This window comes from Eubacterium callanderi (assembly GCF_900142645.1).
GTDB classification, from domain to species: Bacteria; Bacillota; Clostridia; order Eubacteriales; family Eubacteriaceae; genus Eubacterium; species Eubacterium callanderi.
Genome location: NZ_FRBP01000010.1, coordinates 176,181 through 200,272, shown reverse-complemented (window position 1 = coordinate 200,272; position 24,092 = coordinate 176,181). Strand labels below are relative to the sequence as shown.

General features: G+C 46.0%; 29 protein-coding genes, 2 tRNA genes and 2 rRNA genes. 32 read left to right on the top strand and 1 reads right to left on the bottom strand.

What is annotated here, in order from left to right; genetic code table 11:
• Both BUC22_RS14980 and rrf read left to right on the top strand, forming a co-directional pair.
• A 23S ribosomal RNA gene (locus BUC22_RS14980) occupies window positions 1–135 on the top strand; the annotation flags it as partial.
• Window positions 136–209: 74 nt separating this feature from the next.
• Window positions 210–326 (top strand): 5S ribosomal RNA (gene rrf, locus BUC22_RS14975).
• A 235-nt stretch (window positions 327–561) separates the two neighbouring features.
• Here the strand turns inward: rrf and mutY are convergent.
• On the bottom strand, window positions 562–1,650 hold the full coding sequence (mutY, locus tag BUC22_RS14970) for an A/G-specific adenine glycosylase (protein ID WP_073383124.1): 1,089 nt from the start codon (window positions 1,648–1,650) through the stop codon (window positions 562–564).
• A gap of 141 nt (window positions 1,651–1,791) precedes the next feature.
• On the opposite strand from mutY, the gene BUC22_RS14965 reads away from it, so the two are divergent.
• The 30 genes from BUC22_RS14965 to BUC22_RS14830 all read left to right on the top strand — a co-directional run bounded on the left by BUC22_RS14965 (window position 1,792) and on the right by BUC22_RS14830 (window position 24,056).
• A complete protein-coding gene (locus tag BUC22_RS14965) occupies window positions 1,792–2,904 on the top strand; it encodes a G5 domain-containing protein (RefSeq protein ID WP_013378534.1) in 1,113 nt (370 codons plus the stop codon).
• Window positions 2,905–3,040: 136 nt separating this feature from the next.
• Window positions 3,041–4,102, top strand: coding sequence for a branched-chain amino acid aminotransferase (locus BUC22_RS14960; protein ID WP_013378535.1), 1,062 nt, complete (start codon window positions 3,041–3,043; stop codon window positions 4,100–4,102).
• A gap of 92 nt (window positions 4,103–4,194) precedes the next feature.
• A tRNA-Ser gene (locus BUC22_RS14955) sits at window positions 4,195–4,283 on the top strand.
• 58 nt (window positions 4,284–4,341) lie between these two features.
• Window positions 4,342–4,433 (top strand) — tRNA-Ser (locus BUC22_RS14950).
• A gap of 364 nt (window positions 4,434–4,797) precedes the next feature.
• Window positions 4,798–5,790, top strand: coding sequence for a DUF3991 and TOPRIM domain-containing protein (locus tag BUC22_RS14945; RefSeq protein WP_013378538.1), 993 nt, complete (start codon window positions 4,798–4,800; stop codon window positions 5,788–5,790).
• A gap of 140 nt (window positions 5,791–5,930) precedes the next feature.
• Window positions 5,931–7,943 (top strand): MSCRAMM family protein, encoded by a 2,013-nt coding sequence (locus tag BUC22_RS14940; protein ID WP_013378540.1) that lies wholly within the window; start codon window positions 5,931–5,933, stop codon window positions 7,941–7,943.
• A 5-nt stretch (window positions 7,944–7,948) separates the two neighbouring features.
• On the top strand, window positions 7,949–9,463 hold the full coding sequence (locus BUC22_RS14935) for a SpaH/EbpB family LPXTG-anchored major pilin (RefSeq protein ID WP_013378541.1): 1,515 nt from the start codon (window positions 7,949–7,951) through the stop codon (window positions 9,461–9,463).
• A gap of 19 nt (window positions 9,464–9,482) precedes the next feature.
• A complete protein-coding gene (locus BUC22_RS14930) occupies window positions 9,483–10,298 on the top strand; it encodes a class C sortase (protein WP_013378542.1) in 816 nt (271 codons plus the stop codon).
• On the top strand, window positions 10,291–10,605 hold the full coding sequence (locus BUC22_RS21545) for a hypothetical protein (RefSeq protein WP_013378543.1): 315 nt from the start codon (window positions 10,291–10,293) through the stop codon (window positions 10,603–10,605). The genes BUC22_RS14930 and BUC22_RS21545 overlap by 8 nt, the downstream gene beginning before the upstream one ends.
• Before the next feature lie 85 nt (window positions 10,606–10,690).
• Window positions 10,691–11,329 (top strand): hypothetical protein, encoded by a 639-nt coding sequence (locus BUC22_RS14925; protein WP_013378544.1) that lies wholly within the window; start codon window positions 10,691–10,693, stop codon window positions 11,327–11,329.
• Window positions 11,330–11,837: 508 nt separating this feature from the next.
• Window positions 11,838–12,665 (top strand): ParA family protein, encoded by an 828-nt coding sequence (locus tag BUC22_RS14920; RefSeq protein WP_013378546.1) that lies wholly within the window; start codon window positions 11,838–11,840, stop codon window positions 12,663–12,665.
• Entirely contained in the window at window positions 12,619–13,545 is a 927-nt protein-coding gene (locus tag BUC22_RS14915; protein ID WP_013378547.1) for a ParB/RepB/Spo0J family partition protein, read from the top strand. Before BUC22_RS14920 ends, BUC22_RS14915 begins: the two co-directional genes overlap by 47 nt.
• Before the next feature lie 54 nt (window positions 13,546–13,599).
• Window positions 13,600–14,181 carry a hypothetical protein gene (locus BUC22_RS14910; RefSeq protein ID WP_013378548.1) on the top strand — a complete coding sequence of 194 codons (582 nt, stop codon included), beginning with the start codon at window positions 13,600–13,602 and terminating at the stop codon, window positions 14,179–14,181.
• Window positions 14,181–14,447 (top strand): membrane associated protein, encoded by a 267-nt coding sequence (locus BUC22_RS14905; protein WP_013378549.1) that lies wholly within the window; start codon window positions 14,181–14,183, stop codon window positions 14,445–14,447. The genes BUC22_RS14910 and BUC22_RS14905 overlap by 1 nt, the downstream gene beginning before the upstream one ends.
• A complete protein-coding gene (locus BUC22_RS14900) occupies window positions 14,440–14,727 on the top strand; it encodes a hypothetical protein (protein ID WP_013378550.1) in 288 nt (95 codons plus the stop codon). The genes BUC22_RS14905 and BUC22_RS14900 overlap by 8 nt, the downstream gene beginning before the upstream one ends.
• Before the next feature lie 11 nt (window positions 14,728–14,738).
• Window positions 14,739–15,005: a hypothetical protein gene (locus BUC22_RS14895; protein ID WP_013378551.1), complete on the top strand. Its 267-nt coding sequence runs from the start codon at window positions 14,739–14,741 to the stop codon at window positions 15,003–15,005.
• Window positions 14,977–15,555 (top strand): YodL domain-containing protein, encoded by a 579-nt coding sequence (locus BUC22_RS14890; RefSeq protein ID WP_013378552.1) that lies wholly within the window; start codon window positions 14,977–14,979, stop codon window positions 15,553–15,555. Before BUC22_RS14895 ends, BUC22_RS14890 begins: the two co-directional genes overlap by 29 nt.
• Window positions 15,556–15,560: 5 nt before the next feature.
• On the top strand, window positions 15,561–15,956 hold the full coding sequence (locus tag BUC22_RS14885; protein WP_013378553.1) for a hypothetical protein: 396 nt from the start codon (window positions 15,561–15,563) through the stop codon (window positions 15,954–15,956).
• Between the two features lie 23 nt (window positions 15,957–15,979).
• On the top strand, window positions 15,980–16,987 hold the full coding sequence (locus BUC22_RS14880; protein ID WP_013378554.1) for an antirestriction protein ArdA: 1,008 nt from the start codon (window positions 15,980–15,982) through the stop codon (window positions 16,985–16,987).
• A 120-nt stretch (window positions 16,988–17,107) separates the two neighbouring features.
• A complete protein-coding gene (locus BUC22_RS21935; RefSeq protein WP_013378555.1) occupies window positions 17,108–17,278 on the top strand; it encodes a hypothetical protein in 171 nt (56 codons plus the stop codon).
• Window positions 17,250–17,696: a DUF3846 domain-containing protein gene (locus BUC22_RS14875; protein ID WP_013378556.1), complete on the top strand. Its 447-nt coding sequence runs from the start codon at window positions 17,250–17,252 to the stop codon at window positions 17,694–17,696. The genes BUC22_RS21935 and BUC22_RS14875 overlap by 29 nt, the downstream gene beginning before the upstream one ends.
• A gap of 6 nt (window positions 17,697–17,702) precedes the next feature.
• Complete coding sequence (locus BUC22_RS14870; RefSeq protein WP_013378557.1) at window positions 17,703–18,110, top strand: DUF3846 domain-containing protein; 408 nt, start codon at window positions 17,703–17,705, stop codon at window positions 18,108–18,110.
• A 149-nt stretch (window positions 18,111–18,259) separates the two neighbouring features.
• On the top strand, window positions 18,260–18,586 hold the full coding sequence (locus BUC22_RS14865) for a plasmid mobilization protein (protein WP_013378558.1): 327 nt from the start codon (window positions 18,260–18,262) through the stop codon (window positions 18,584–18,586).
• 1 nt (window position 18,587) lies between these two features.
• Entirely contained in the window at window positions 18,588–19,946 is a 1,359-nt protein-coding gene (locus BUC22_RS14860) for a relaxase/mobilization nuclease domain-containing protein (RefSeq protein ID WP_013378559.1), read from the top strand.
• The gene (locus BUC22_RS14855) at window positions 19,930–20,817 is read left to right on the top strand and encodes a PcfB family protein (RefSeq protein WP_013378560.1); all 888 of its coding nucleotides are present in this window, start codon (window positions 19,930–19,932) and stop codon (window positions 20,815–20,817) included. The genes BUC22_RS14860 and BUC22_RS14855 overlap by 17 nt, the downstream gene beginning before the upstream one ends.
• The gene (locus BUC22_RS14850; RefSeq protein WP_073383121.1) at window positions 20,814–21,302 is read left to right on the top strand and encodes a hypothetical protein; all 489 of its coding nucleotides are present in this window, start codon (window positions 20,814–20,816) and stop codon (window positions 21,300–21,302) included. Before BUC22_RS14855 ends, BUC22_RS14850 begins: the two co-directional genes overlap by 4 nt.
• 50 nt (window positions 21,303–21,352) lie before the next feature.
• A complete protein-coding gene (locus BUC22_RS14845; RefSeq protein ID WP_143163945.1) occupies window positions 21,353–21,700 on the top strand; it encodes a hypothetical protein in 348 nt (115 codons plus the stop codon).
• 8 nt (window positions 21,701–21,708) lie between these two features.
• Window positions 21,709–21,903, top strand: a complete 195-nt coding sequence (locus BUC22_RS14840) for a hypothetical protein (RefSeq protein ID WP_013378562.1) — start codon at window positions 21,709–21,711, stop codon at window positions 21,901–21,903.
• Entirely contained in the window at window positions 21,893–23,737 is a 1,845-nt protein-coding gene (locus BUC22_RS14835; RefSeq protein WP_052237188.1) for a VirD4-like conjugal transfer protein, CD1115 family, read from the top strand. Before BUC22_RS14840 ends, BUC22_RS14835 begins: the two co-directional genes overlap by 11 nt.
• Window positions 23,703–24,056: a TrbC/VirB2 family protein gene (locus BUC22_RS14830; RefSeq protein WP_013378572.1), complete on the top strand. Its 354-nt coding sequence runs from the start codon at window positions 23,703–23,705 to the stop codon at window positions 24,054–24,056. The genes BUC22_RS14835 and BUC22_RS14830 overlap by 35 nt, the downstream gene beginning before the upstream one ends.
• The last annotated feature ends 36 nt before the right edge of the window (window positions 24,057–24,092 follow it).

The window sequence follows — 24,092 nt, the reverse complement described above, 5'->3', positions numbered from 1 at the left end:
GAAGCCCCCCTTAAGATAAGATATCTCATTCGAAAGAAGTAAGGCCTCTGGAAGACGACCAGGTAGATAGGCTGGAGGTGGAAGTGCAGCAATGTATGGAGCTGACCAGTACTAATCGGCCGAGGTCTTGATCTAACAAGACTTTTGAAACACTCTTTTCCTTTATGTTGTTTTGAGTGACTAAAAACTGAATAAAAACGCAAGATTGATCTCGTGATGATGGCGAAGGGGAAACACCTGTTTACATACCGAACACAGAAGTAAAGTCCTTCAGCGCTGAAAGTACTTGGTGGGCAACTGCCTGGGAGGATAGGACATCGCGGGGTCTTTTTACATTTCTGGCTAAAGCCGCGCAAAAAAAGAATGGTGAGCGGCCCGTGCAAGTTTACTTGCAAAGGGCCAATGACCTTTCTTTTTTATGGGGCGCAGCCCCTGACGAAGGTGTCTGCAGGACACCGGAGTACGCGGCGATAAGAGCTGCTAACTTTTTTGGTTAATAGAACTTAACATTAAAAAGCAAAGAATCTAAAATAATTCCTTGCTTTTTTCTTTTTTACATCTTTATAGTAACACTAATAATTTAGAGAAAGCCGTTGGTAATGCTAAAGCAGCCAGCTGTTCACGATCTTTGAAAGCGGCTTGAGTGTCACCATATTTTTCTGGTGCTTCAGCGGCCATCACGGAATTAATTTCAAAATAATAGACGGTCATATTCCAAATAATATGGCTGAAAACATGTTTGCTGTTACCAATATTTTTTCCTTCTGGAAGATTGGGAAAGATGGTTTCTAAAGCTTGGCGGATAGCGTTGCCAGGCTTTGTTTTTTCTTCTTCTATAATAGGAAAACTCCATAAACCTGACAAAAGGCCTTTATCCGGACGTTTAACAAGATAAAGAGCACCACCCATATCGACAATCCCAACTTCCATTTCAAGCTTTTTCTGACGTTTTTTTTTCGATTTAACGGGCAATTGATTCATTGTTCCTTCTCTAAAAGCTTCGCAGATATTCTGTTCAGGACAAATCATGCATTTGGGGTTGGTTGGGGTGCAAACTAAAGCGCCGAGTTCCATAAGGCCTTCATTAAAATCGCCGGGTGTATCAGGCAAAGCCTGAGCAACCCAGTCAGTAATGGCATTTTTTACTTTGACATTCGCGATGTCGCCGTTATAATTATTAAAGCGTGAGATTACACGCAGAACATTCCCGTCAATGGCAGGTACCTTTTCTTTAAAAGCAATACTGGCAATGGCGCCGCCCGTATATGGCCCGATGCCGGGAAGATTAATGAGCGCATCGTAATGGTCTGGAAAAATACCGTTATACTCTTCATGAATTATTTTAGCGGCCTTATGAAGATTTTTCGCTCTGGAATAATAGCCCAGCCCCTCCCAGAGTTTTAGAACTTTATCTTCTGGTGCCTCAGCCAGAGCCGTTACATCGGGAAAAGCCTCTACAAAACGATGATAATAAGGAATAAGCGTATCAATCTGGGTTTGTTGCGCCATAATTTCTGAGATCCAGATATTGTATGGTTTTTTGGTCTCACGAAATGGCAGGGCACGTTTTGATTTGTAAAACCATTGTAAAAGATTTGTGGCAAAAATACGTGCAGTTTCTTTATGAAAATTTAAAATATTTTTCGTCATAATATCCTCCAATAGCCATTATTATAGCATAAATGCTTAAATAACTTGACAAACATCTAAAATCTTGTTAAAATTTATTTTGTAACGAACTTGTAAACTATACTTTGAATTTGTAAAACAAGTAAAAAAGGGGTACACGATTTGAATAAGTTAACATTGGTTAAGAGATTTTTAAAGAGGTATAAAAAGGAAACGGCCATCATTTCCGGTTTGTTTGTTCTGGTTGTTATTATTGGCGTAACCTGCGCGTTTAATGCGACTAAAGATGTAAAGCTTGTTTTAGACGAAAATAAAGCGACTGCAGCCGATGCTGTTAAGACAGAAGTTATCAATGCGCAGCTGCAGAAATCTGTAGAAGAAGTTCTTCAGGATCAGGGTTATCCAGTAAGTGAAGAATATACGATTAGCGTTGATCCGGATAAAAAAGTTAAAGATGTAGATACTGTTACAGTAAAGAAAAATGCTGTCGGCCAGATCAAGGTTGACGGAAAGACAGTTGATTATAAATCGGCAGCTGAAACAGTTGGAGATCTTTTGAGTGACAATAATGTTCAGTACGATGATGATGATATTGTAACGCCAGCGCCATCGACTGCTTTGACAACAGATGTATCAAATGTAACCATTACTCGTATTGAAGTAAAAGAAGAGGCTGGTGAAAGAGATATTCCTTTTGAAAGCGAAGAAAAAGAAAATGCAGAGCTTGAAGAGGGTACACGCAATGTTGTGACACAAGGTGTCGTTGGAAAAGCCGATTTTGTGGATAAAGTAACCTATCAGGACGGCGTAGAAGTAAAACGCGAGAATATTTCCAGCAATATAAAGGTTGAACCGGTTAAGGAAGTCGTGGAAGTTGGAACAAAGAAAGCTGTTCCTGAAAGCCTTGCTTCAAGCCCAAGTCCGAGCGCTGGAAATGCAACTCAGACTGCAGGCAGCGATTTTGATCTGATCTGTGCAATTGTTGCACATGAAGGCGGCACTTCCTATGAAGGCGCAATGGGGGTTATCTCCTGTGTTATGAACCGTGTAGACGCAGGGTGGGGCCCAGATGCTGTAAGTGTATTGACAGCACCAGGCCAGTTTGCTTCTTACCTTGACGGTTATTATACTCAGTATCTTGGTAATGCTCCAGCAGCTGTACAGCAGGCGGTTACAGACTGCATGGAAGGCGGCATCCGCAGCCATAATTTTACAAGCTTCAGAAGCTATCAGACCAGCGGTTCTGTATGTATTGCGGGGAATTGGTATTTCTAAATTGATCGTGTACAATTAAAAATACATATAAAAAGGGCAAATTTGCCCTTTTTTTTATTTTAGCACTTGTTCTTTGTATACAATAAATGTATACTATATATCAGAGTGTTTTTAAAAAGATTGGAGTGGAAGAACTATGGAAATCACGATTACGAAAAGAACACAGTTAAAGCCAAAACCAGATGAAAACAATTTGGTTTTCGGGACTGAATTTACAGATCATATGTTTATCATGGATTACACAGAAGGTAAGGGCTGGCATGATGCTAGAATCGTCCCATATGGCCCGATAGAGCTTTCTCCAGCGGCGATGGTGCTTCATTATGCCCAGGAAGTTTTCGAGGGAATGAAAGCCTATAAAACGCCAGAGGGGGATATCCAGTTTTTCAGACCTATGGAAAACTTTGCGCGTATGAATCGTTCAAATGTCCGGATGTGTATTCCTCAGATTGATGAAGAATTTGTATTTGATGCCTTAAAGCAGCTTGTCGCCCTTGACCAGGACTGGGTGCCTCATGCGCCGGGGACTTCTTTGTATATCCGTCCTTTTGTCTTTGCAACAGACCCATTTATCGGTGTTCGCACCAGCCATCACTATAAATTTATTATTATTTTGAGTCCAGTAGGTGCATATTATGCGACAGGCCTGCAGCCTGCAAAAATGCATGTGGAAGATATTTACTCAAGAACTGTTGTGGGTGGCACAGGTGAGGCTAAATGCGGTGGTAACTATGCAGGCGGTCTGGCGGCCCAGGAAAAAGCCCATGATGAAGGATTTGAACAGATTCTCTGGCTCGATGGTGCAGAGCGCAGATATATTGAAGAAGTAGGAACCAGCAATATTTTCTTTAAGGTAGATGGCAAATTTATTACACCAGAGCTTCATGGAACCATTCTTCCGGGAATCACCCGTAAAAGTGTTATTGAGCTTCTGCGCTCCTGGGGAGAAGAAGTCATTGAACGCCGTATTACCATTGATGAGTTTGTGGATATGTATCATAAAGGTCAGGTTGAAGAAGTATTCGGGACTGGAACAGCGGCTGTTGTATCACCGATTGGCGGTTTGGAATACCAGGGTGAGGATATGAGCTTTAATAATGGCGAAATCGGCGAATACACTCAAAGAATTTACGATACACTGTTCGGAATGCAAACAGGAACGGTCGAAGATAAACTGGGTTGGACGGTGAAACTCTAAATAAAAAACCATAAAAAAAACCAGTAAAAATCACGAAAAAAATGGTTGACAGGGGCTTCAGCCCCTGTTATAATTAATCTTGCATTTCGAGTCGAGAGGTACCGAAGTGGTCATAACGGGGCGGTCTTGAAAACCGTTAGGGTGCAAGCCCACGTGGGTTCGAATCCCACCCTCTCGGCCATCAAAACTGAATAGGTCAGTGATAAAAAACGTAGTCTTTTTTAACTGACATTAAACATGGAGAAGTACTCAAGTGGCTATAAGAGGTGCCCCTGCTAAGGGTATAGGCCGTTAACGCGGTGCGAGGGTTCAAATCCCTCCTTCTCCGCCAAACCGCATAAATACTGGGTTTCAGAGATTCTGAAGCTCATTTTTTTATACAAAAAAACAAAATAAGGGCTTAGATTAAGAAGAAAAAATTACGGAAAAACATAGCTGAAAAAGGTAAAAAATGACTGATTTCTGTCAGTGGAATGTCAGCAGCGGTCAGGAAAATGTCAGCAATATTCACAATAATTATAATGAAAGGAATGATATACGGTACAAAATCCGTTGTTTTTTGATTCAAAATCATGGCAGGGTTTTAGAATTTCTATACAGCATTAATTATAAAGATTATAGGATCGTAAAGAAGCAGATTAACTTTTAAGCATGAGTTGATCTGCTTTTTTGTACCCAAATTAAGGAGTTGAATAATGAAAAAGAAATTCACCGATGATCAAATAGACTATGTTAATACAATTAATATTATAGACTACATGGAGCACCGCGGTCTTGACCTCAAACGCACCAACCGTCGTGTGAAGGTAAAAGGCTGGAACGGTCTTGATGTCACACCTGACGGGCGCAAATGGAAAGACTTTGCATCCGGTCAGGGAGGATATGTCATTCAATTTGTCGCCTGGCTCAATACTTGCAGCTGGAAAGAAGCCGTTCAGGAGTTGCTGGACTTCAGCCATCACGTCCCGCCCGTTCAATTGTCCGCCACATGGCCGGAGCCACCGCCACCTAAGCCCTTTTGTCTGCCGCCCAAAGCCAAAAGTTACCGCAATCTCTTTGCCTATCTGTTAAAAACCCGCAAGCTTGATCCGAAAATCATTCAATACTGTGTTGATCAAAAACTTATCTATCAGGATGAACGCTGTAATTGTGTGTTTGTAGGATATGATGATAGCGGAGAACCCGCATCCGCTTTTCTGCGCGGGAGTAACGAATACGCCCCATTTAAAATGCTCGTGGAAGGAAGCCGGGCCGAATACGGCTTTACCTTACCCGGAGCCAATTCACGGCTTTTTATCTTTGAATCGCCCATCGACTTGCTTTCTTATATGACCCTCAAAAACATACACAATCCGCTGTACTTTGACAATCGCGGGGATCATTATCTTTCCTGCAATGGTCTGAAATACCTTCCGATATTGCACTACCTGTCAACACATTATGAAATCAGTCAAATTGTGTTTGGTGTGGACAATGACCCGGTCAATGAATATGGGAACCGTCCCGGTCAGGATTTTATTAAGAGTGCCACGCAGGAAATCATGGAAGCTTTTCCAGACCGATTCACAACATCAAAACAATTCATCACGGATTTACCGGGACAAAAAGACTGGAATCAGGAACTTGTCACATTTAGAAAAAATCAAGAATACAAAAAATCGAATAGAGCACGGCAGCCATGCCGCTGAAAGCAGCTGATCAATCCCAATTGAAAGCTGCTTTTTCTTTGCTCAAAACAGAAAACAAACGCCATATGGCGGTTGAGATAGATATTTTTAAAAAGGAGGTTCAAACGTGAAAAAACGAAATTGTAAAAGGAGGAAGAAGCATGATACACCGATTTAAACAGGCTGTCGTTTTGCTCATGGCCCTGTTGATGCTGTTTTATGGCTGCGGATTTAGGACAGAGGTTTCGGCAAATACAGAGACGGAAAACCCGTCGCCAGCCATAGAGCAGCCGTCTCAAACCGATGCAGCACCGACCAGAGCGGATCAGGATACCAAGAAAAAAAGCCCAGAGCTTGATGCCGGAGAACAGGCGATTCTGGATGCAAATGGCATTACTGCCACCGAGGATACCGGAAAGATAGATGCTTCCGGCAACTACATTTTAGGCGAGACAAGCACAGGCGGAACGGTGAGCTGTTCCACCAGTCTCAGGACGTTGGCGAGCCGAAGCTTTGGAGATGAACCCTGCTACAAAAAATTTCAGCGGGCCGCAGGCTGGGATGATGGCGTGATCTACAGCAGTGACTTTGCCAGCCCCGATGGCAGTGACATCATTACCACCACGACACCAATTTTGAGAATCAGCGATAACGGTGTGGATCAAATTGCCTACTGTGCCGATCCATCGCTCAACATTCCCTCAGAAGTCGTCGGCCCCAACGGTCTGGTCACCTACAACCGGGAAAGCTGGAACGTGCAGAGCTGGCGCATCCGAAACGTCATGTGGCACGGCTTCCACGATGGTCAGAACGGTGAGTATTATGTTCAGACCTGGGCAGCCATCCGCGTCATTGCAGGCATCGGCGCATATACCGATTACTATATGACCGACCCCACCGTTGCCAACCTTGTGAATACCCTCAGCTATCAAAATCCCAATAACTGGGATGCCAGCTGGAGCATTGTTCCGGAACGGGAGGAAGCGGTCTGGAACGCCAATACCAAGCGGCAGGAAACCGGATGGTTTCAGACGTACTGCAGCAATATTGCCGATCATGGAAACTATACGGTCGCTTTACCTAATGGTGTACACGCCATAGCCCGCAACACATCTGGTCAGACCTACGGGGACTATACCGGCTCCATGACCCTTTATGACGATGATGACTTTATGCTGTATGCAGACGGCAGCTATCAGGGTGAGGTCTCCGTGACCATTACCCCGACAACCGTTAAACGCCACAGCAGTGATGCCGGAAATCCGGATGCCTGCGTCATTTACGCCCCGGATGTCCCGGACACTCAAAGACTTTTCGTATCCCTTGCCGTCGGTCAAAGTCCGTTAAGCAGCAGCTTCCGGGCAAATTTTACCGGAGCCACCGGGGATGCCCAGCTGCAAAAGACCGACAAACGCACCAAAGAAAAATTGGCAGGAGCGACTTTTGGCTTGTATGACACCAAGGATAACTTATTGAAACAGGGCGTGACCGATGAGAACGGGCAGTGGAACGTGACGGATTTAGTTTTTGGAGACTACTACTTTAAAGAAATTGCCGCGCCAAAGGGCTATGAGCTGGATCAGACAAAGCTTCACTTTACCATCGACGGCATCCGGGATATGGTGACCGTTTCTAAAACCAATGAACCGAAAAAAGTTCCCTTTAACTTTAAGAAGCTGGACACGGAAACTCAACAGCCCTTGAAAGGCGTCACCTTTGTGCTGTATGGCTGTGATGAAAAGCATACGCATAACAACCAACAGGATGACAAGATTAAATCCTGCTGGCAGACCATTATCGGTACCCGGATCAGCGGCACGGACGGTAAAATCGACTTTGGCAATCTCTATGCCGGAGAATATCAGCTCGTGGAAACCAAGACCGTTCCCGGCTATGCCAAGCCCATGGGGCAGTGGCGTGTGACGATTGATCCCGAAGCGGCTGAAACCGTAAAGATCACCGCCAAAGGAACGGCCCCGGCATTTGTGAAAGACGGCAGTGTTCTGAAAGTTGATAACCAGAAAAATTATAAGCTGCCTTTCACAGGGGGAGACGGTGATCACCGCGTTGCACTGATGCTGGCCGGGATTGTTTTATTGATTGCGGCGGGCATTTTAGCCCTCGTCCTGAAAAAGAGAAACAGCAGAAATTCAAAAGGAAAAAGGAAAGGATAAACAAAATGAACCTGAAAAATAAGCCATTGTTCAAGAAAATTGGCGGCCTTGCCCTGAGCATTGCCGTTTTATGCACAAGCTGTGGCCCCGCTTTTGCCGCCACCGGATCACCCGATACCAGTGCAGCGCGGAGCCTGACCATTCACAAATACCGAATGGAGGACATCAAAAAAGCCACCACCGAGGGAAGCGGGCAGCAGACCGATCAAGTTCCTGCCGATGCGATTCCTTTGCCGGGTATCCAATTCAAAGTTACGAAAATGCAGGATACCGACAACACCAAGGTGGATACCACCTGGAACATCCAGATCATCACCACCGGAGCCGATGGATCAGTCACAATTCAAGGCAATGACAACCTCCCCATGGGCGTGTACCGCATTGAAGAACAGACCAACCCGGCAGTGGCCGAAAAGGCCGACCCGTGTCTGGTGTCCATACCACTTACCAACCCGGCAGGGGATGGCTGGATTTACAACGTCCACGTATTCCCCAAAAATCAGATCAAACCCGGCCCGGACATCGACAAGTTTGTTACGGAACTCGAAAACAAACATGATACAGCGGATATCTCCGAAAGAGTGAAATGGATCGTTGAAACCACGCTGCCGGATGACATTGCAACGTGTAAAAACTATACCGTGAGTGATGTGATTGATACGCGATTAGATTACGTGACAGGCAGTGTTAAGGTCTACCGCGTCGATACAGGCAAAAAACGCGTGCTCATGACACCAGACTGCTACACGGTCACAGAACCCAACACAGCTAACAACCGGACGCTGACTGTTTCGTTGACAGATACCGGCAAAAAAACAGCGGCTAAATCTCTGTTAAACACCAAAGATAAAAACGCTGTCCTTAACATTGAGTACAACACCTTCGTGAACAAAACCGCCGAGGGCAGCTTAGGTAAGCCGATCCCCAACGGCGCAACCATCCACTATACCAACAACCTGGACATTTTCTTTGAACCACAGAGCGTTCCCGAGGATAAAAAGCCCGAAGTACACACTGGAGGAATCAACCTTTTAAAAGTGGATGCGGACGACAATACCCTTAAGCTTCAGGGCGCAAAATTTAAAATTTACCGCACCGAAGCCGATGCGAAAAAGAACATCAACGCCGTCAAAGACCCTGCCAATAACGCGATTGACTGGGAAGTGACCACGGACGCAAACGGCATTGCCCATTTCTGGGGCCTTGCCTATGGACAGAAAGGGCAGGATGCTTATTACGGGGACAGCACAAACTACTGGATCGTTGAGACACAGGCCCCAATTGACAATGAAGGGAAGCCCTACAATCTACTGAAATACCCTGTAAAAGTGACCGTCAATTCAAACAGCCATGCCGAAGCCAATAAGATTATTGTGGAAAACATCAAGCATTATGACCTCCCCTACACAGGCGGCACCGGCAGTTTAACACCTCTTTATATGGGCGCGGCATTGATTCTCATGGCAAGCGGGATGAGCATTCTTTTCATCCGGAACAAGCGAAACACAGGGAACAAATAGGCAAAAGGGGAAGCTGGAAATGAGAAACAAAGCAATGCTGCTGCTGATTATTGTTCTGATCAGTGCGGGGGCTGGCTGCATCCTTTATCCAGATATGGTTTATCTTCTGGCTTCCCAAAAACAGGGACAGGTGATTGAGGATTATCAAGTGAGTACAGAGGAGATGAACCAACAGCGGATGGATGAAGAATATCAAAAAGCCATTAACTACAATGAAAAGCTTATTAATCCGATCATCGGAGATCCTTTTTCTGAGGATGCACAAGACAACGCCATGGATTATGCAGAGATTCTAAATGTTGATGGGGTTATGGGGACACTCGAGATACCAAAAATAAAAGTGAACCTGCCCATCTATCACGGGACATCTGAATCCGCGCTCTCGAGAGGTGCGGGGCATCTGAAAAACACCGCCCTGCCCGTTGGCGGCACCGGGACACATGCCGTGCTGACCGGACACCGGGGCTATGAGGGAGCCAGGTTATTTACCGATTTAGATCAGCTGGTCATTGGGGATCGCTTTTATCTGCACGTTCTTGACAAGACTTTAACCTATGAAGTGGATCAGATTCTGGTGGTCACGCCCGAACAGACCGAAGCACTGAAACCTGTCGAAAAACAGGACTTTGTAACCCTGTTGACCTGCACACCGTACCAGATCAACAGCCATCGGCTGCTGGTGCGCGGCAAACGAATCAAAGAACTTCCCGCAGAAGCGGAACCTGAAACGATGGAAGAACCGACACCTGTTAAAGAATTGCTTTTTTCCTTTGTATCCTTAGTGGGAATTGCATCGGGTATCTGGCATTTGAAAAGGAGGAAGAAACGTGAATGAATGGGATTTAGGCGCAGTGCTGACATTAACCGGGATGATGACTTTTGGCTTGATCCTGTTATGGGGCATCCGAAAGCGGGAGAAAAAATGCCGAAGTTATCCGCCGTGGCTGGCGGTGCAGATTGTGAGTATTTTAAGTCTGCTCATATGCGTGCCGGTTTATCTGATGTTTAACAACGGTTATTCTGGTGTTCGAATACTTTCAGCATCGTTGAGCCTTGCGATTGTAATCATTGGTTTGGGGCGGGCTGTTTCCCGGCTAAAACGGCATTACTTTCACTGGAAAGATAGAAAGGGAGTGATTTAAAAAGATAAAAGTTGCCATTTGATTTGTTAGATTTATTAAAAAAATGTATAATGTACTTAAGTTAATCCAAAGGGGTGAATCTAGAATGCAATTAGATTGGAATTTTTGTCTTTCAGTGGTTACCGTTGTTATTGCTATCATCGCATTGCTTCAAACAAAACAGCAGATAAAGCTAAGTAACAAACAGCATTTGTTTGATGAACGTATCGAAAACTATGGCATTGCAATAGGGTTAATACAACTGTATGAAAAAAATCGTGATTTTTTTGATGAAAATGAAGATGATAAAGCAATGCTATCAATTAGTTACTGGTTTGAACTAATGACAAATAATACTTATTTAGAGCAAATAGCATCTGTAATTAAAAATCCCCTTAAACAGCCAGATCACAAGGAATTCTTAGTAAAATTAGAGATGCTCAGTTCTGTTGCGACAAAAATCGAGCTTTTATTTAATAAAAAAGAAGCTACTTTATTGAGTGAGTTTGTTTTTTGTTATCAAAAATCTTTAATGATAATGTATCAGTATCAAATACTTTTAGATGACATGAAGAAAGCAGCTCAAGATCATCAATGGACATTTGAAGAATGTCAACAAAAAATGGGGGAAGATCAGCAGCGAGATCAGGTGCATACGATTCTGAATGCATTAAAAAAAGCATATACCATGTTAGAACAAGAAAATGTTAATGAAAAGATAAAAAAGCAAATAAAATTAAAATAGAAGAGTGATTAGTGCAAATTAAAACGGCATTTATAGAGAAATTACTGTAGTAAAGAAAGTATCCTAACAATAATAAAAACCACTGAACTACTTTTTTGTAGGACTAGTTTTAGATGATCAGATATTCTATCGTAGCTAAACAGAAAGTAAAACTTTTGCATGATTACTATTATGTGGATGTAAAAGACGAAGATAAAAAAGATTTTATAAAATCATAGGAATCGGTATTGATATTATTGGTTTTGGGTTCCTCAGTGCGTCAATTCTAACCTATATTTTTGATAATATTGTGATACGTTTAACCTTTATCGCATATGCACTATTATCGGACTTGTTATCTCTGTCTATGGACACACAAGTATCATTAACTTAAATCGTTCAAGAAAACAATTGAATAAGCTTGTCAACAAGCATTTATAACGGGAATACGCAACCAGTATTCTCTTTTTTATTACGGCCCGCCGCTCAAAAACCATTGAGCGGCTTTTTTATTTAGGAGGTGCCAATTATGGCAAAAACCAAAGTCATCACAATCTCTAATCAAAAAGGTGGCGTCGGCAAGACCAACGTCACAGTGAACCTCGGTGTGGGTCTGGCAAATGAAGGAAAGAAAGTGCTTTTGGTGGACAGTGACCCACAGGGAGATTTAACCACTTCCCTCGGATGGTACGACCATTATGCGCTTGACGCAACGCTCACCACCATGATGCAGGGAATGGTTGCCGACCAGCCCATTGACCCAAAGGCGGTGATCCTGCATCACCCGGAAAACGTCGATTTAATTCCCGCAGATTTAGACCTCGCAGGCATGGAAATGTCACTGCTGGTGGCCATGAACCGGGAATCTGTACTGCGCATGTGTCTGCAGGACATCAAGAAAGACTATGATTATATCCTCATCGACACCATGCCGAGCCTGGGAATTTTATCAATTAACGCCATGGCCGCGGCCGACAGCATCATCATTCCCGTGCAGGCCCAGTATCTGGCCCTCAATGGGATGACCCAGCTGATCCAGTCCATCAACAAGGTTAAGCGGCAGATCAACCCCAATTTAAAGGTTGAAGGCGCACTCATTACCATGGCCGATATAAACACCAACATGACCAAAGAGGTGGCCGAAGCACTCCATGAGCAGTACGGAAAACAGCTTTATATTTTCCGCAATGCCATTCCACGGGCTACAAAGGCAGCAGAGACCAGTGCAGCGGCCAAAAGCATTTACACCTATGACAAGGGAACAAAAATCTGTGAAGCTTACAAAGCTTTGACGAGGGAGGTGATTACCCATGGCAGCAAACAAAAAGATAAACATGCCGCTTCCCAGTGCCGATGACCTGTTTAAAACCGATGCGGAACGGCAGAATGATGGGCTGGAAAAAGTCATGGAAATTCCCATCGAGGAAATATCAAGCTTTCCTGACCATCCTTTTAAGCTTCAGATGGATGAAGCCATGAGCGAGATGGTCGAGAGCATCAGAGAATACGGGGTACTGTCGCCCGCTTTGGTCAGGCCGAAAGAAGGCGGGGGATACGAGATGGTCTCCGGCCACCGAAGAAAAATGGCTTCTGAGATTGCAGAAAAAACCACGATCCCCTGTATTGTCCGAAATCTGACGGATGATGAAGCAACCATTTTGATGGTGGATTCTAATCTGCAAAGAGAGAATATATTGCCATCTGAGAAGGCTTACGCATATAAAATGAAATTAGAGGCTTTAAAACATCAGGGAAAAAAGATGGACGAAACTTCCCGACCAGTGGTCGGAAAGTCTGAGAGTGCTGAAATTGTTGGTAAAGAATCTGGTGATAGCGGTAGACAAATTCAGCGTTATATCCGCTTAACCGAACTGGATTCCCCTATTTTGGACATGGTGGATGAGGGGAGAATCGCGTTCCGGCCCGCGGTGGAACTGTCCTACCTGAAGCCTGCCGAGCAAAAACAGCTTTTAGAAGTGATGGAGAGCGAGGAATGTACCCCCTCACTGACACAGTCCACCAAGCTGAAACAGTTCTCCAAGGAAGGAAAGCTCACAAACAACGTCATTTTATCCATCATGAAAGAGGTCAAGCCCAACCAGAAGGAAACCATCAAAATTCAGAAAGAAAAAATCAGCAAGTATTTCAGGAAAGGAACCACTGACAAAAAAATTGAAGATACCATCATCAAGGCGTTGGAGCTTTATCAGAAACGCCAGAAGCAGATGGAGCGGTAACAGGATTCAGGGCGGCAGAAATGCCGCCTGTTGACGTTCAAAGGAGGAACAAAGATGTTAGAAACAGATTGGATGTACAAAGATTATCAGATCACACAGGCCATTGATATTCACAGGCGTATGGTTATTTTTGGAGAATGTCGGTCAGATGATAAACCGACCGCGTTTTTGTGCGGCTATTATGAGCCTTTGCTATTAAAGGATGCTTATTCAGAAATGCAAACTGGCGATTATCTGGAAATGATGGAACTGTTTTTACAGCGTGTGCAGGGTCAGATCGACAAAGTGCGGGCCGAACAACAGGAAATGGACGTGCCGCTGGATGTTATTACCCGGGAAATGTGTGTTTCTTATCAGGAGAATACCGGCATCCGGGGTCAGATGGTTGCCATTGACCCCATGCGGTTTCGACCAGAAGATCGCATTGGTCCGAAACAAATCGGCTATGTGATCGCCGATCAAACCCCTTCCAAAAACAGTATGGTGTTCAGGCGGCTTTATGATGGCCGGGAGATGTGCTGCTTTTACGGGGATATTCTGGGTGTGATCAAGTCTGAATATCAGCCGGATTGGGCAAAGGAAGTGGTCTGCCAATTTGAAAAAAATGAGAAAAACCGGAAAGGAGAAACACGTTGATGGAAAAACAGGAAAACAAAGGCTATCAGATCACCGACAGCATCCAAGTCGGGAATACCGCTTTCGTCATCGGACACAGTGAAAAGCTGCCCTATCCCTATGTGGTTTGGAAAAAAACCGAAGCCCAGGGATACAATTATGGCCATTATAAAAACCATCATCAGGAAGCTGTTGAAGATTTGTGCCGCCGGGCACTCAAAGAATTAAAGGTACAAAGAAATAAAGAAATGTGGAAAATGCGAAAGGAGCAGAGCGAAAATGAATAAGTTACCAGAACAGTGCTATAACACACTACGCTCCACCGGAGAGCTTGTCACCATCCGAAAAAATGAAAAAGGCTATTTTCCGTCCGAGCTGTCCACACCGGATATGCTTACAAACCGGGCCATTGCCGAGCGGGCCAACCGAAAGGCTGGGATCACCAAGGCTCAGACAGCTGCCATGGTCGGCGGTTCTTTGTTTGGATGGTCATCACCCGCCGCGAATCCAGATAACTATGATGCCAACGGCAATTTTGTCCGCGGATGTTTCAAGGATGAACCGTAAGGAGTAGGGCCATGGCGAAAAACACCAAAGGTTTCAGGGCTTTAACGCGCCTGATCGAAGCAGGCTACAACACCGAAAAGGCCATTGCGGGCATGACCATGACTGAAATGCTGGCCTTGCCCGGCGTGTCGGTCTCCGAGCTTGTCCAGTTCGACGAGCTGCAAAAGAGTGTCAAAGCGGGTAAAGTTGTCACCTATTTAGGCACCACAGAGCAAAAAGAAAAGAAAAAAGAGGAAGGAGCAAAAGCACATGACAGCACCAATGATACGGTTTATTGATACCCGGTACAATGACTTGTTCACGTTACAGGACAGCGGTTTGATTACCGAGACGCGGCTTGATGGAACAACCAATACCCATCAATGCTACTATCTGGACGACTACCATACAAAGATTGGACGGAATGTTTTTCATATCCACGAGTATGCCAAACGCATGGAAGCAATCGGCGCGCGGTATTTTCCCACGCAGCCAAAGGAAAAGGACGTGATGGATTACTATGAAATTTACCAGATTCCCGACAGGATGAATACCGATTATGGTTTTTGCACCTATGCAGAAGCCCGTACAAAAATCAAACCAGAGGATTATGCCTGCGTCTATATGGCTGTTTTAGCAGCAGATGTGAATCAGGAAGATTTGTATATGCAGCACAACATGGATGATCGGCCCTTTAGAAATAGAATACACGCGTTATCTTTAGGGGACGTACTGGTTTTTCACAGAGGTGGACAAACCCGGGCCTATTATGTGGATACCATTGGATTTCCGGAAGTTCCACAATTTTTGACACCGGAAAAGCAAAATAAAAAAGAACAGGTGAGGTGATCACATTGCTAAACGCACGCATTACATACGGCGACAAGCAGCTTTTAACCAAGCTTTGGTACACACAAGACACCATCAAATGCTCTTTATACGATATGGGCATCAGAAAGCCCATGGATAAAATTTATCCGGATGATCCGGAAATTCATATCCAGTATCTGCCCGACAGTCCACAAGGACAACAGCTTTCATCTTTGATTACCTGCCGCCATTCCCTCATGGAAGTCAACACCGCCTGCCGGGCTTACTACTGCACCGGGGACTACCGCGTTATGGACCGCATGGATGAACGGCTTGAAAAGGGCATTATTAAAACATTGGAGGACTATATTAAAACCGCGCAGCGGATCAAGAGAAAGCTGGATAAAGACCCGATTCGGCGGAAAACCGATGCGCGGTAAAAGAAAGAAGGAGGAAAATCAACATGTACGAGGGTGTGATTAACGCCTATGTGACGAACTTAGGCCGCTATAACGAGGGCTGTCTGGTGGGTGAGTCCTTAGCTTTACCCGCCAACACTGAGGAAGTACAGGCTCTTTTTGAGCGGATCGGCATAGACGGAAAGCGATATGAGGAATACTTTATCACCGACTATGAAACAGAGGTCAGCGGCCTGGGCGATTGTCTGGGCGAATATGAAAATCTGGATGCCTTGAATTATCTCGCATCCTGCCTTGATGAGCTGACCGAGGAAGAAATGAGAAAATACGAAATCGCTTTGGAGGAGGGCGACTACACGTCAAGCATCGTGGATCTCATCAACCTGACCGACAATCTGGATTGTTACGACATCGTTCAGGACATCGACAACGACTATGCGCTGGGAGAATACTATATCAACGAGTGCGGTGCATATCTCGATATACCGGAGGGACTGAGCAGCTATATCGCCTATGATGCCTATGGCAGAGACGCAAGAATGAGTGATTGCGGGAGCTACATCAACAGCTGCTATGTGTGCGACACCGGAGCGAACTTTTATCCTTTCTTCGATGGTAGTGAGATTCCCGAAGAATACCGCATCACGTTTTTTCCCGAGCCAAGGGAAGTGGATGCCCTGATGGTACGCGTCGGACAGCCCCCTGAAAAAATCCGCATTGAGAATGGTCTGGAAGGTATCGAGAACGTCTTTGAAGGAACGCTTTGCGCTTATCCGCTGACGGATGAAGTAATCATTATAGCCCAAATGAGCGCAAAGCGTGTCCCCAATCGTGCTGTTTTTGACACGGCTGAACATGAGAAGATCAATATTTATGGCGATTTTCTGCTGTGCAATTGGGACTTTGAAGCCCTAAAGGCCAGAGACCTGACACCAAAACAGATTGAAAAGTACAGGGATCAGCTGGAATACCCTGAAAAATACAATGGAGATGTGCAGCGAAAGATTGCATTTCCGGAAAAAGAGAAACACCGGGATACCATGGAACGGTAAGCGGAATGTCATTGGGAGATTCTGCTTTTTTTATTTCAGAAAGGGGGTGATGCCCTGAACGAATCCATAGAACTCACGGCCAATAAAAGAAATTTTCAAAAAAACGAAGGAGAAAAACACATGAGTACAGCCATTAACCTGAACGAATTGATGAAACTTTATGAGGGGGAGGATGTGGAGATCACATTGATCATCCCCTCATCACCCCTCATTGTGGATGTAAGCGAGCCGTCAGAAACCACCGAAGGGAAAGGAAAGAAAAATGACAAACAGTATCACGAATCCGAATGAGATAACCGATAAGAAGGACAAAATCACCATCCTGATGATCCGGGCCGGGGAGCCGCCAGAGGAAATGACCATTGAGAACACCCTTGAAGCCAAGCAGAAATTGGTGGGTGGATACATTGAAATGTACTATCTTCCAACCGATGACGATGCCGTGATCATCTGTAATGAGGAAGGAAAGATCAATGGTCTGCCCCTGAACCGGGGCATTTTTGATGAAAAAAAGCGGCTTGTTGAGATCATTGCAGGCGATTTTTTTCTTTGTAACGCCCCGAGGGACAGCGAGGATTTTACAAGCTTAAGCCCAAAACAAATCGAAAAATTTTCTGAGCAATTCAAATATCCTGAACAGTTTATACGCCTTAATCAAGGGATTGTCGCTGTCCCCATAAAGGATAAACACAAGGATTATGAGCGGTAACTGAAAATGAAGCGAACAATCAATGTCTTATATATCCGAGCCGGGGAGTCCCCGCGGGCAGTTACCATTCCCAATAACCTGAAATTCATGCAAAAACTCGTAGGCGGCAACATTGAAAGGTATGCGTTACCAACGGATGATGATGCAGTGATCATCTGCAATGATGAAGGAAAGATCAGTGGTCTGCCGCTGAACCGTGGTATCTTCATTGATAACAGTGAACTTATTGACATCATTGCCGGGGACTTTTTTATCTGCAATGCGCGGAATGACCGAAAAGGTTTTTCCAGTCTTACCCCCGAACAAATCCAAAAATATGCCGAAGAATACAAGTTTCCTGAGCGGTTTTGCCGTGTAAACCGAGAGATTGTCGTCGTGCCGTTGATGCCGAAAATCAAATATTATGAGCGGTAACTAAATTGAAAGCAGGGGGAGCCTTGCGGCGTGAGACTGTCCCAGCAAGCACTGAAAAAGGATAGCCGCCCTCCGGGCAGCCCACCTTTTTCGCTTGTTGGGGCATGCCCCAATCCCCCTTTTATAACATGGATAAGGAGTGAAAAATAATGAGAAAACGCAACGTTGAAATCCTGTTTCGCCTGACACGGCGGGAAGCACAGGAACTGGATAAAAAAGTGAAGAAGTCTGGCCTGAGCCGGGAAGCTTTTCTGCGTGCCATGATTGAAGGTTACCAGTTACACGAAAAACCCGGCCCGGTGTTTTACGAAACCATGCGGCAGATGTCCGCCATCGGAAACAACCTGAACCAGATTGCCGCCAAGGCCAATGCCCTGGGTTTTGTGGATCAGCCGCTTTATGAAAAAGAAGCCTTGAAGTGGCGGAAGTTCCAGACCGAAGTCAAAGAAAAGTTTCTGGTGCCGGAAAAAAGCTGACATGGCCACCACAAAAATCTGGGACATCCGGGGCCGACTGGACCGGGTAGTGGATTACGCCAAAAATCCAGATAAGACAAAAAATAAAAATTATGGTGAAGCGGACCTGCAGGCCCTGCGGGATGTGATGGACTATGTGTCCCAGGACGTTAAAACCGAAAAGCAGTTTTACGTCACAGGTTTGAACTGTTCACCGGAAACCGCCCGGGAGGAGATGACCATCACTAAAAAGCAGTACCGCAAGGAGGGCGGCATCATTGCCTATCACGCTTATCAGAGCTTCAAGCCCGGGGAAGTCACCCCGGAGATCGCCCATGAAATCGGCATAAAGCTGGCAGAGGAACTGTGGGGATCACGATTTGAGGTGATCGTCGCAACCCACATCGACAAAGCCCACATACACAATCACATGGTTTTAAATTCCGTCTCCTTTTCCGATGGGCTGCGCTACTATGATAACAAAGAAAGCTACCGCAAGATGCGGGAGGTGTCTGACCGCCTGTGCCTTGAATACAAGCTCTCCGTCATCGAAAAGCCCATGAACAAGTCCATGCAGTACGGTGAGTGGCAGGCAGAGCGGGAAGGAAAACCCACGTGGCGCGGCCTGATCATAAAAGACCTTGACGATACGATTTCTGAATGTGTGACGATGCGGCAGTTTTTGTACCGGCTGCGGCAGAAGGGATACGCCATCAAGTACGATGCAAAATACTTCACGCTGAAGCCGCCCGGGAAAGCGCGGTATGTGCGCATTGACCGCAAGCATCCCGAATACAGTTTATCCAACATCGAACAGCGGATTTATGAACAGCAGCAGATCAAGCAGTACCGCCCCGGGCCAAAGGCTGCAAAGAAAAAAATGCTTTTGCACGGAAGCTTTGAAAAAGCCCGTCATACCAGCGGTCTGCGGGGCCTGTACCTTTATTACTGTTTTAAGCTGGGCGTGTTTCAAAAGAAGAAAGACCGGAAAACAAACGCACTGCCGTTTCTGTACCGGGAGGATGTACGAAAGATGGAGCAGATCAGCCGGGAAGCCCGGCTTTTATGTAAGCACAAAATAGATACGATTGAAGCTTTAGAGAATTATAAAACATCAAATGAACAACAGATAAAAAAACTCTGTACTGAGCGAAAAAAGCTCTGGAACAGAACACAGCGCACACCGGATGAAAAAGCAGTGTCTAAAATCAAAGCGGACATTGCCGGGCTGAGCGCGCAGATCAAAACACTCCGAAAGGAAGTGAAATATTGTGACGGCATTGCCGCGCGATCTATACCGATGAGAGAAAAAATCAAAGTGGTCAAATTAGAAGAAAAAAATAACGCAAAGGAGAAAAGCAAAAATGAACACAAGCGGTGATGCAGCCGAACAAGTCATCCGCATATCCCTTGAAGGGGCGGATTTTTTGTTACGGCTGACAGGAACGGGCCTTAAGAATCTGGCTTTTCTGTTGATCTCAGCTTTAAAAAGTGCGGACATACACAAGACGAAAGGAAAAACACGGTTAACGGCCATGCTGAAATCGGGAAAACCTCTGACCGTCTTTTCGATTAATAACGCCGACCTTGAAGTCTTTGCCAAGGAAGCCAGGCATTACGGGGTGCTTTACTGTGCCCTGGGCAATCCGTCGGGCAGTCCAGACGGTGTGACGGATATTCTGGTGAAGCAGGAGGACGCTGTGCGGATCAACCGGATCGTTGAACGCTTCCAGCTGGCAGCAGTGAATACCGCAGAAATTAAGAGTGAAATTCTGAATGAACGGGAAGGGCAGACCCACGAAGAAGCACAGGCAGAAGAAGCCCTGCTGGATGACCTATTTGGTGCATCAGATCCGGAAGCCAAAGCAGGGGAAGAACAGCTGCTGGATGACCTCTTAGGCTTCGCAGCGTCAAAGGAGGAAAACGCACTGCCCCCAAAGGAGGAAAAACTGGTTTCCAGGAAGGAGGATCAGAAGGCCATACAAGCGGAGAAACCCTATGCCGAAGCCCCTCAGGCCCAGGAACCGGAGAAAAGCCCTCCATCCGAGAACAGCTCGAAGCCGCCCGCCGAAGGAGAATCTAAACCTTCCGTCCGGGCAGAACTCAGAGCGATCAAGGCCGAACAGGAAAAGGCACGAGCAGAACCCGAACACAGGGCGCCGGAGACAAAGAAAGAAACCAAACGCCGTGAACCAAAGCGGAAAACCAAAAAAGAGATTCCAAAAAAATCGAAGGGAGATAAAACACGATGAGTAACCTATATGACCTGTTTGGTCAGGAAGAAACCGAGCCGAAGCCGAGAAACAACCAAAAGTGGCAGGCTGAGCAAAAGGCCAACCGGGAATACTGCTATGCACAGATTGAAAAGTCCCTTGAAACCGTTGGGAAAAGTCCGGAGCTATTTCAGGGGTATTTGAATGTTCAGGCCAATTTTGAATACTACACTGCCCGTAACGCGCTGCTCATACAGGCACAGCGGGAAACCGCCACCAAAATTGCCGACAACACGGCATGGAAAGAGCAGGGTATCTTTGTGAAACAGTCCGAGTTCAGAAACCCGATTTTGATTCTGGAACCTGGAAACCCCTACACTCGTGATGATGGAACAACCGGACAGTCCTTCAAGGCCAAGAAAATGTATGACATCACCCAGACCACTTGTCGGGTGCGTTCTCAGAAAACAGGCAAACTGGATGACCGGATGCTGATAAAATCGCTTATTTCAAAAGCCCAGTAAAGATTCTGACCGCCGAAGCCGTCAATCATCCGCTGGCCGTGGATTTTGATATGGATAAGGAGTGCGTGGTGGTGGAAAAAGGGCTGGAACCCGATGCCATGTATCAGGGCATTGCTGCCGCTTTAGCCAAGGCTGAACTGGCCTTAAACGGTGAAGATTCTGGGAATATTGACTTTAAAGCCCAGGCCGCCGCTTACATGCTCTGCCGACAGGCAGGCGTTTCAACCGCGTGCTTTGACTTTTCAAAGCTGCCAGATTTCCTGACCAGCGCAGAACCGCAGCAGGTAGGCGCAGAGCTGACCACCATCAAGGATGCCATGGCCGAGGTATCCATGCGGGTGAAGTACAATTTACAGCAGATGGTACAGCCAAAAAGCCGGGCTGACCCGGCACGCTGAGGTAGATTATGAAAGAAGTCAAAAGAATTTTAACCCTTGACCATGTGGAGTATGTCGTTCTGATCAATGCCCTCAATCAAATGCGCAACGGTCTGATAAGGCAGAAACGGTCAACCGATGCCGTGGACGACCTCTTGCTTAAAGCCATCGACGCACCCACAGAAAAGACCGGGAAAAGGAAGGAACGCGGCCATGCAAGATAATTTCAGTAAAAACATCATGCTGTACATCGCCCTCCTTGTGCCAGTGATCGGACTGGCCCTGCGCATTGCCCCCTTCATCGACGAAGGGCTTTATGCCTTTATCCTCAAGTTCCCCGAAGCGATGGAACATCCTTTTAAAATCACATGGTGTGAAAGCAGTTTAAAATCCATCCTGATTCTGATGATTCTATATGTCATGGGAATCGGGATTTTTTATGCCACGAAAAAGAATTACCGCCGGGGCGAAGAGCACGGGAGCGCGAAGTGGGGAGACGCCCAGAGCATCAACCGAAAATACCGGGAGAAACATTTTGAAGATAACAAGCTGTTAACCCAGAACGTCCGCATGGGTCTGGACGGCCATCGGCACCGGAGAAACCTAAACGTGTTGGTCTGCGGGGGCAGCGGGGCCGGGAAAACACGATTCTATGCAAAGCCCAATGTCATGCAGGCCAATACCAGTATGGTGATCCTTGACCCCAAAGGGGAGATCCTCCGCGATACCGGACAGCTGCTCAGAGAAAAAGGGTATGAAGTCCGTATTCTGGATTTAATCAACATGGAGAAATCACACTGCTATAACCCCTTTGTCTATCTCAAAACTGACAACGATGTGCAGCGGCTTGTGACAAACCTCTTTAAAGCCACGACCGTAAAAGGTGCGCAGTCAAGCGATCCCTTCTGGGATACAGCGGCCAGTATGTTACTGCTGTCCTTGGTCTTTTTTCTGAAATACGAAGCCCCGACCGAGGAACAGAATTTTCCCATGGTCATGGAGATGCTCAGAAACGGGGACATCCCCGAAGATGTGGACGGCTATATGTCTCCCCTTGATGAGCTGATGGATCGTCTGGAAGCACGCGAACCGGATCACATCGCCCTGAAGTATTACCGCAATTACCGGAGCGGTGCGGCCAAGACCGTGAAATCCATTCAGATCACCTTAGCGGCAAGACTGGAAAAGTTCAACCTTGAAAGTCTCTCGGCCCTCACGGTGACTGATGAACTGGACTTGGCGAGTATGGGGGAAAAGAAGGTGGCTTTGTTTGCGTTAATCCCAGACAATGACACCTCTTTCAACTTCCTCATCAGCATTTTGTACACGCAGCTCTTTCAGCAATTGTTTTACACCGCTGACCGAAAATATGGGGGGCTGTTACCCGTACACGTGCATTTCATCATGGATGAATTCGCGAATGTGAGTTTACCCGATGATTTTGACAAAATCCTCAGTGTTATGCGCTCCCGGGGCGTTTCCGTGTCCATCATTTTACAGAACATGGCCCAGCTCAAGGCCCTGTTTGAAAAGCAGTGGGAAAGCATCGCGGGGAATTGCGACACATTTTTATATCTCGGCGGCAATGAGCAGGCAACGCACAAATATGTCAGTGAGCTGCTCGGGAAACAAACCATTGACACCAACACCTACGGAAAAAGTTCAGGTAAGAGCGGGAATTACTCTACGAACTACCAGAACAGCGGACGGGAGCTGATGACACCGGATGAGGTGCGGATGCTCGACAACCGTTATGCCCTGCTCTTTATCCGCGGAGAACGGCCCATCAAAGATGAAAAATACAACCTGTTAAAACATCCCAATATCCATCTGACCACCGACGGCGGGATGCTGCCCTATGAACACGGGCGTGTGGATCACGCCGTTGCAAGCATGAGCCTTGTGCCTTATTCGCCGGATATGGTGATTGAGGAAATGGAAATATCCGAAGAAATAACTTGTATGCTTTGGTCGGAGGAAGATTTAGAAACCTATTTTGAAAAGTTAAAGGAGATACAATTGAATGAACCAAACAACGAAACGAAAAAAGAAGCATAAAGCCCTGACACCCCGTCTGTCTGTGAACACTAAAATGCACCGCCACTTTTCGGTTTATATGGCGGTTGTACTGTGTGTTCTATGTACCACAACCGTGTGCGCTGCCGATGACCCCATTGCCGTGGTCAACAACCTATCCACTTTTATTTTTGGCCTTGTCCGGGCGGTCGGTATGATCCTTATCGGCTATGGTATTGTGCAGATCGGCTTATCCCTTAAGTCCCATGATCCAAGCCAGAGGGCCAATGGCATCATGACCGTGGCCGGGGGAATCGTGGTCACCTTTGCCAAGGAAATTTTGAACACCATTGCGGGATAGTCCGGTATGGATACAAAGAAAAAAGGCAGGCTGAAA

Bases quoted from the DNA above. Each gene is read 5' to 3' on its own strand.
- mutY (WP_073383124.1), bottom strand. From the start codon at position 1,650: ATGACGAAAAATATTTTAAATTTTCATAAAGAAACTGCACGTATTTTT.
- BUC22_RS14960 (WP_013378535.1), top strand. From the start codon at position 3,041: ATGGAAATCACGATTACGAAAAGAACACAGTTAAAGCCAAAACCAGAT.
- BUC22_RS14945 (WP_013378538.1), top strand. From the start codon at position 4,798: ATGAAAAAGAAATTCACCGATGATCAAATAGACTATGTTAATACAATT.
- BUC22_RS14940 (WP_013378540.1), top strand. From the start codon at position 5,931: ATGATACACCGATTTAAACAGGCTGTCGTTTTGCTCATGGCCCTGTTG.
- BUC22_RS14935 (WP_013378541.1), top strand. From the start codon at position 7,949: ATGAACCTGAAAAATAAGCCATTGTTCAAGAAAATTGGCGGCCTTGCC.
- BUC22_RS14930 (WP_013378542.1), top strand. From the start codon at position 9,483: ATGAGAAACAAAGCAATGCTGCTGCTGATTATTGTTCTGATCAGTGCG.
- BUC22_RS14925 (WP_013378544.1), top strand. From the start codon at position 10,691: ATGCAATTAGATTGGAATTTTTGTCTTTCAGTGGTTACCGTTGTTATT.
- BUC22_RS14920 (WP_013378546.1), top strand. From the start codon at position 11,838: ATGGCAAAAACCAAAGTCATCACAATCTCTAATCAAAAAGGTGGCGTC.
- BUC22_RS14915 (WP_013378547.1), top strand. From the start codon at position 12,619: ATGGCAGCAAACAAAAAGATAAACATGCCGCTTCCCAGTGCCGATGAC.
- BUC22_RS14910 (WP_013378548.1), top strand. From the start codon at position 13,600: ATGTTAGAAACAGATTGGATGTACAAAGATTATCAGATCACACAGGCC.
- BUC22_RS14905 (WP_013378549.1), top strand. From the start codon at position 14,181: ATGGAAAAACAGGAAAACAAAGGCTATCAGATCACCGACAGCATCCAA.
- BUC22_RS14900 (WP_013378550.1), top strand. From the start codon at position 14,440: ATGAATAAGTTACCAGAACAGTGCTATAACACACTACGCTCCACCGGA.
- BUC22_RS14895 (WP_013378551.1), top strand. From the start codon at position 14,739: ATGGCGAAAAACACCAAAGGTTTCAGGGCTTTAACGCGCCTGATCGAA.
- BUC22_RS14890 (WP_013378552.1), top strand. From the start codon at position 14,977: ATGACAGCACCAATGATACGGTTTATTGATACCCGGTACAATGACTTG.
- BUC22_RS14880 (WP_013378554.1), top strand. From the start codon at position 15,980: ATGTACGAGGGTGTGATTAACGCCTATGTGACGAACTTAGGCCGCTAT.
- BUC22_RS21935 (WP_013378555.1), top strand. From the start codon at position 17,108: ATGAGTACAGCCATTAACCTGAACGAATTGATGAAACTTTATGAGGGG.
- BUC22_RS14875 (WP_013378556.1), top strand. From the start codon at position 17,250: ATGACAAACAGTATCACGAATCCGAATGAGATAACCGATAAGAAGGAC.
- BUC22_RS14870 (WP_013378557.1), top strand. From the start codon at position 17,703: ATGAAGCGAACAATCAATGTCTTATATATCCGAGCCGGGGAGTCCCCG.
- BUC22_RS14865 (WP_013378558.1), top strand. From the start codon at position 18,260: ATGAGAAAACGCAACGTTGAAATCCTGTTTCGCCTGACACGGCGGGAA.
- BUC22_RS14860 (WP_013378559.1), top strand. From the start codon at position 18,588: ATGGCCACCACAAAAATCTGGGACATCCGGGGCCGACTGGACCGGGTA.
- BUC22_RS14855 (WP_013378560.1), top strand. From the start codon at position 19,930: ATGAACACAAGCGGTGATGCAGCCGAACAAGTCATCCGCATATCCCTT.
- BUC22_RS14850 (WP_073383121.1), top strand. From the start codon at position 20,814: ATGAGTAACCTATATGACCTGTTTGGTCAGGAAGAAACCGAGCCGAAG.
- BUC22_RS14845 (WP_143163945.1), top strand. From the start codon at position 21,353: ATGGATAAGGAGTGCGTGGTGGTGGAAAAAGGGCTGGAACCCGATGCC.
- BUC22_RS14840 (WP_013378562.1), top strand. From the start codon at position 21,709: ATGAAAGAAGTCAAAAGAATTTTAACCCTTGACCATGTGGAGTATGTC.
- BUC22_RS14835 (WP_052237188.1), top strand. From the start codon at position 21,893: ATGCAAGATAATTTCAGTAAAAACATCATGCTGTACATCGCCCTCCTT.
- BUC22_RS14830 (WP_013378572.1), top strand. From the start codon at position 23,703: ATGAACCAAACAACGAAACGAAAAAAGAAGCATAAAGCCCTGACACCC.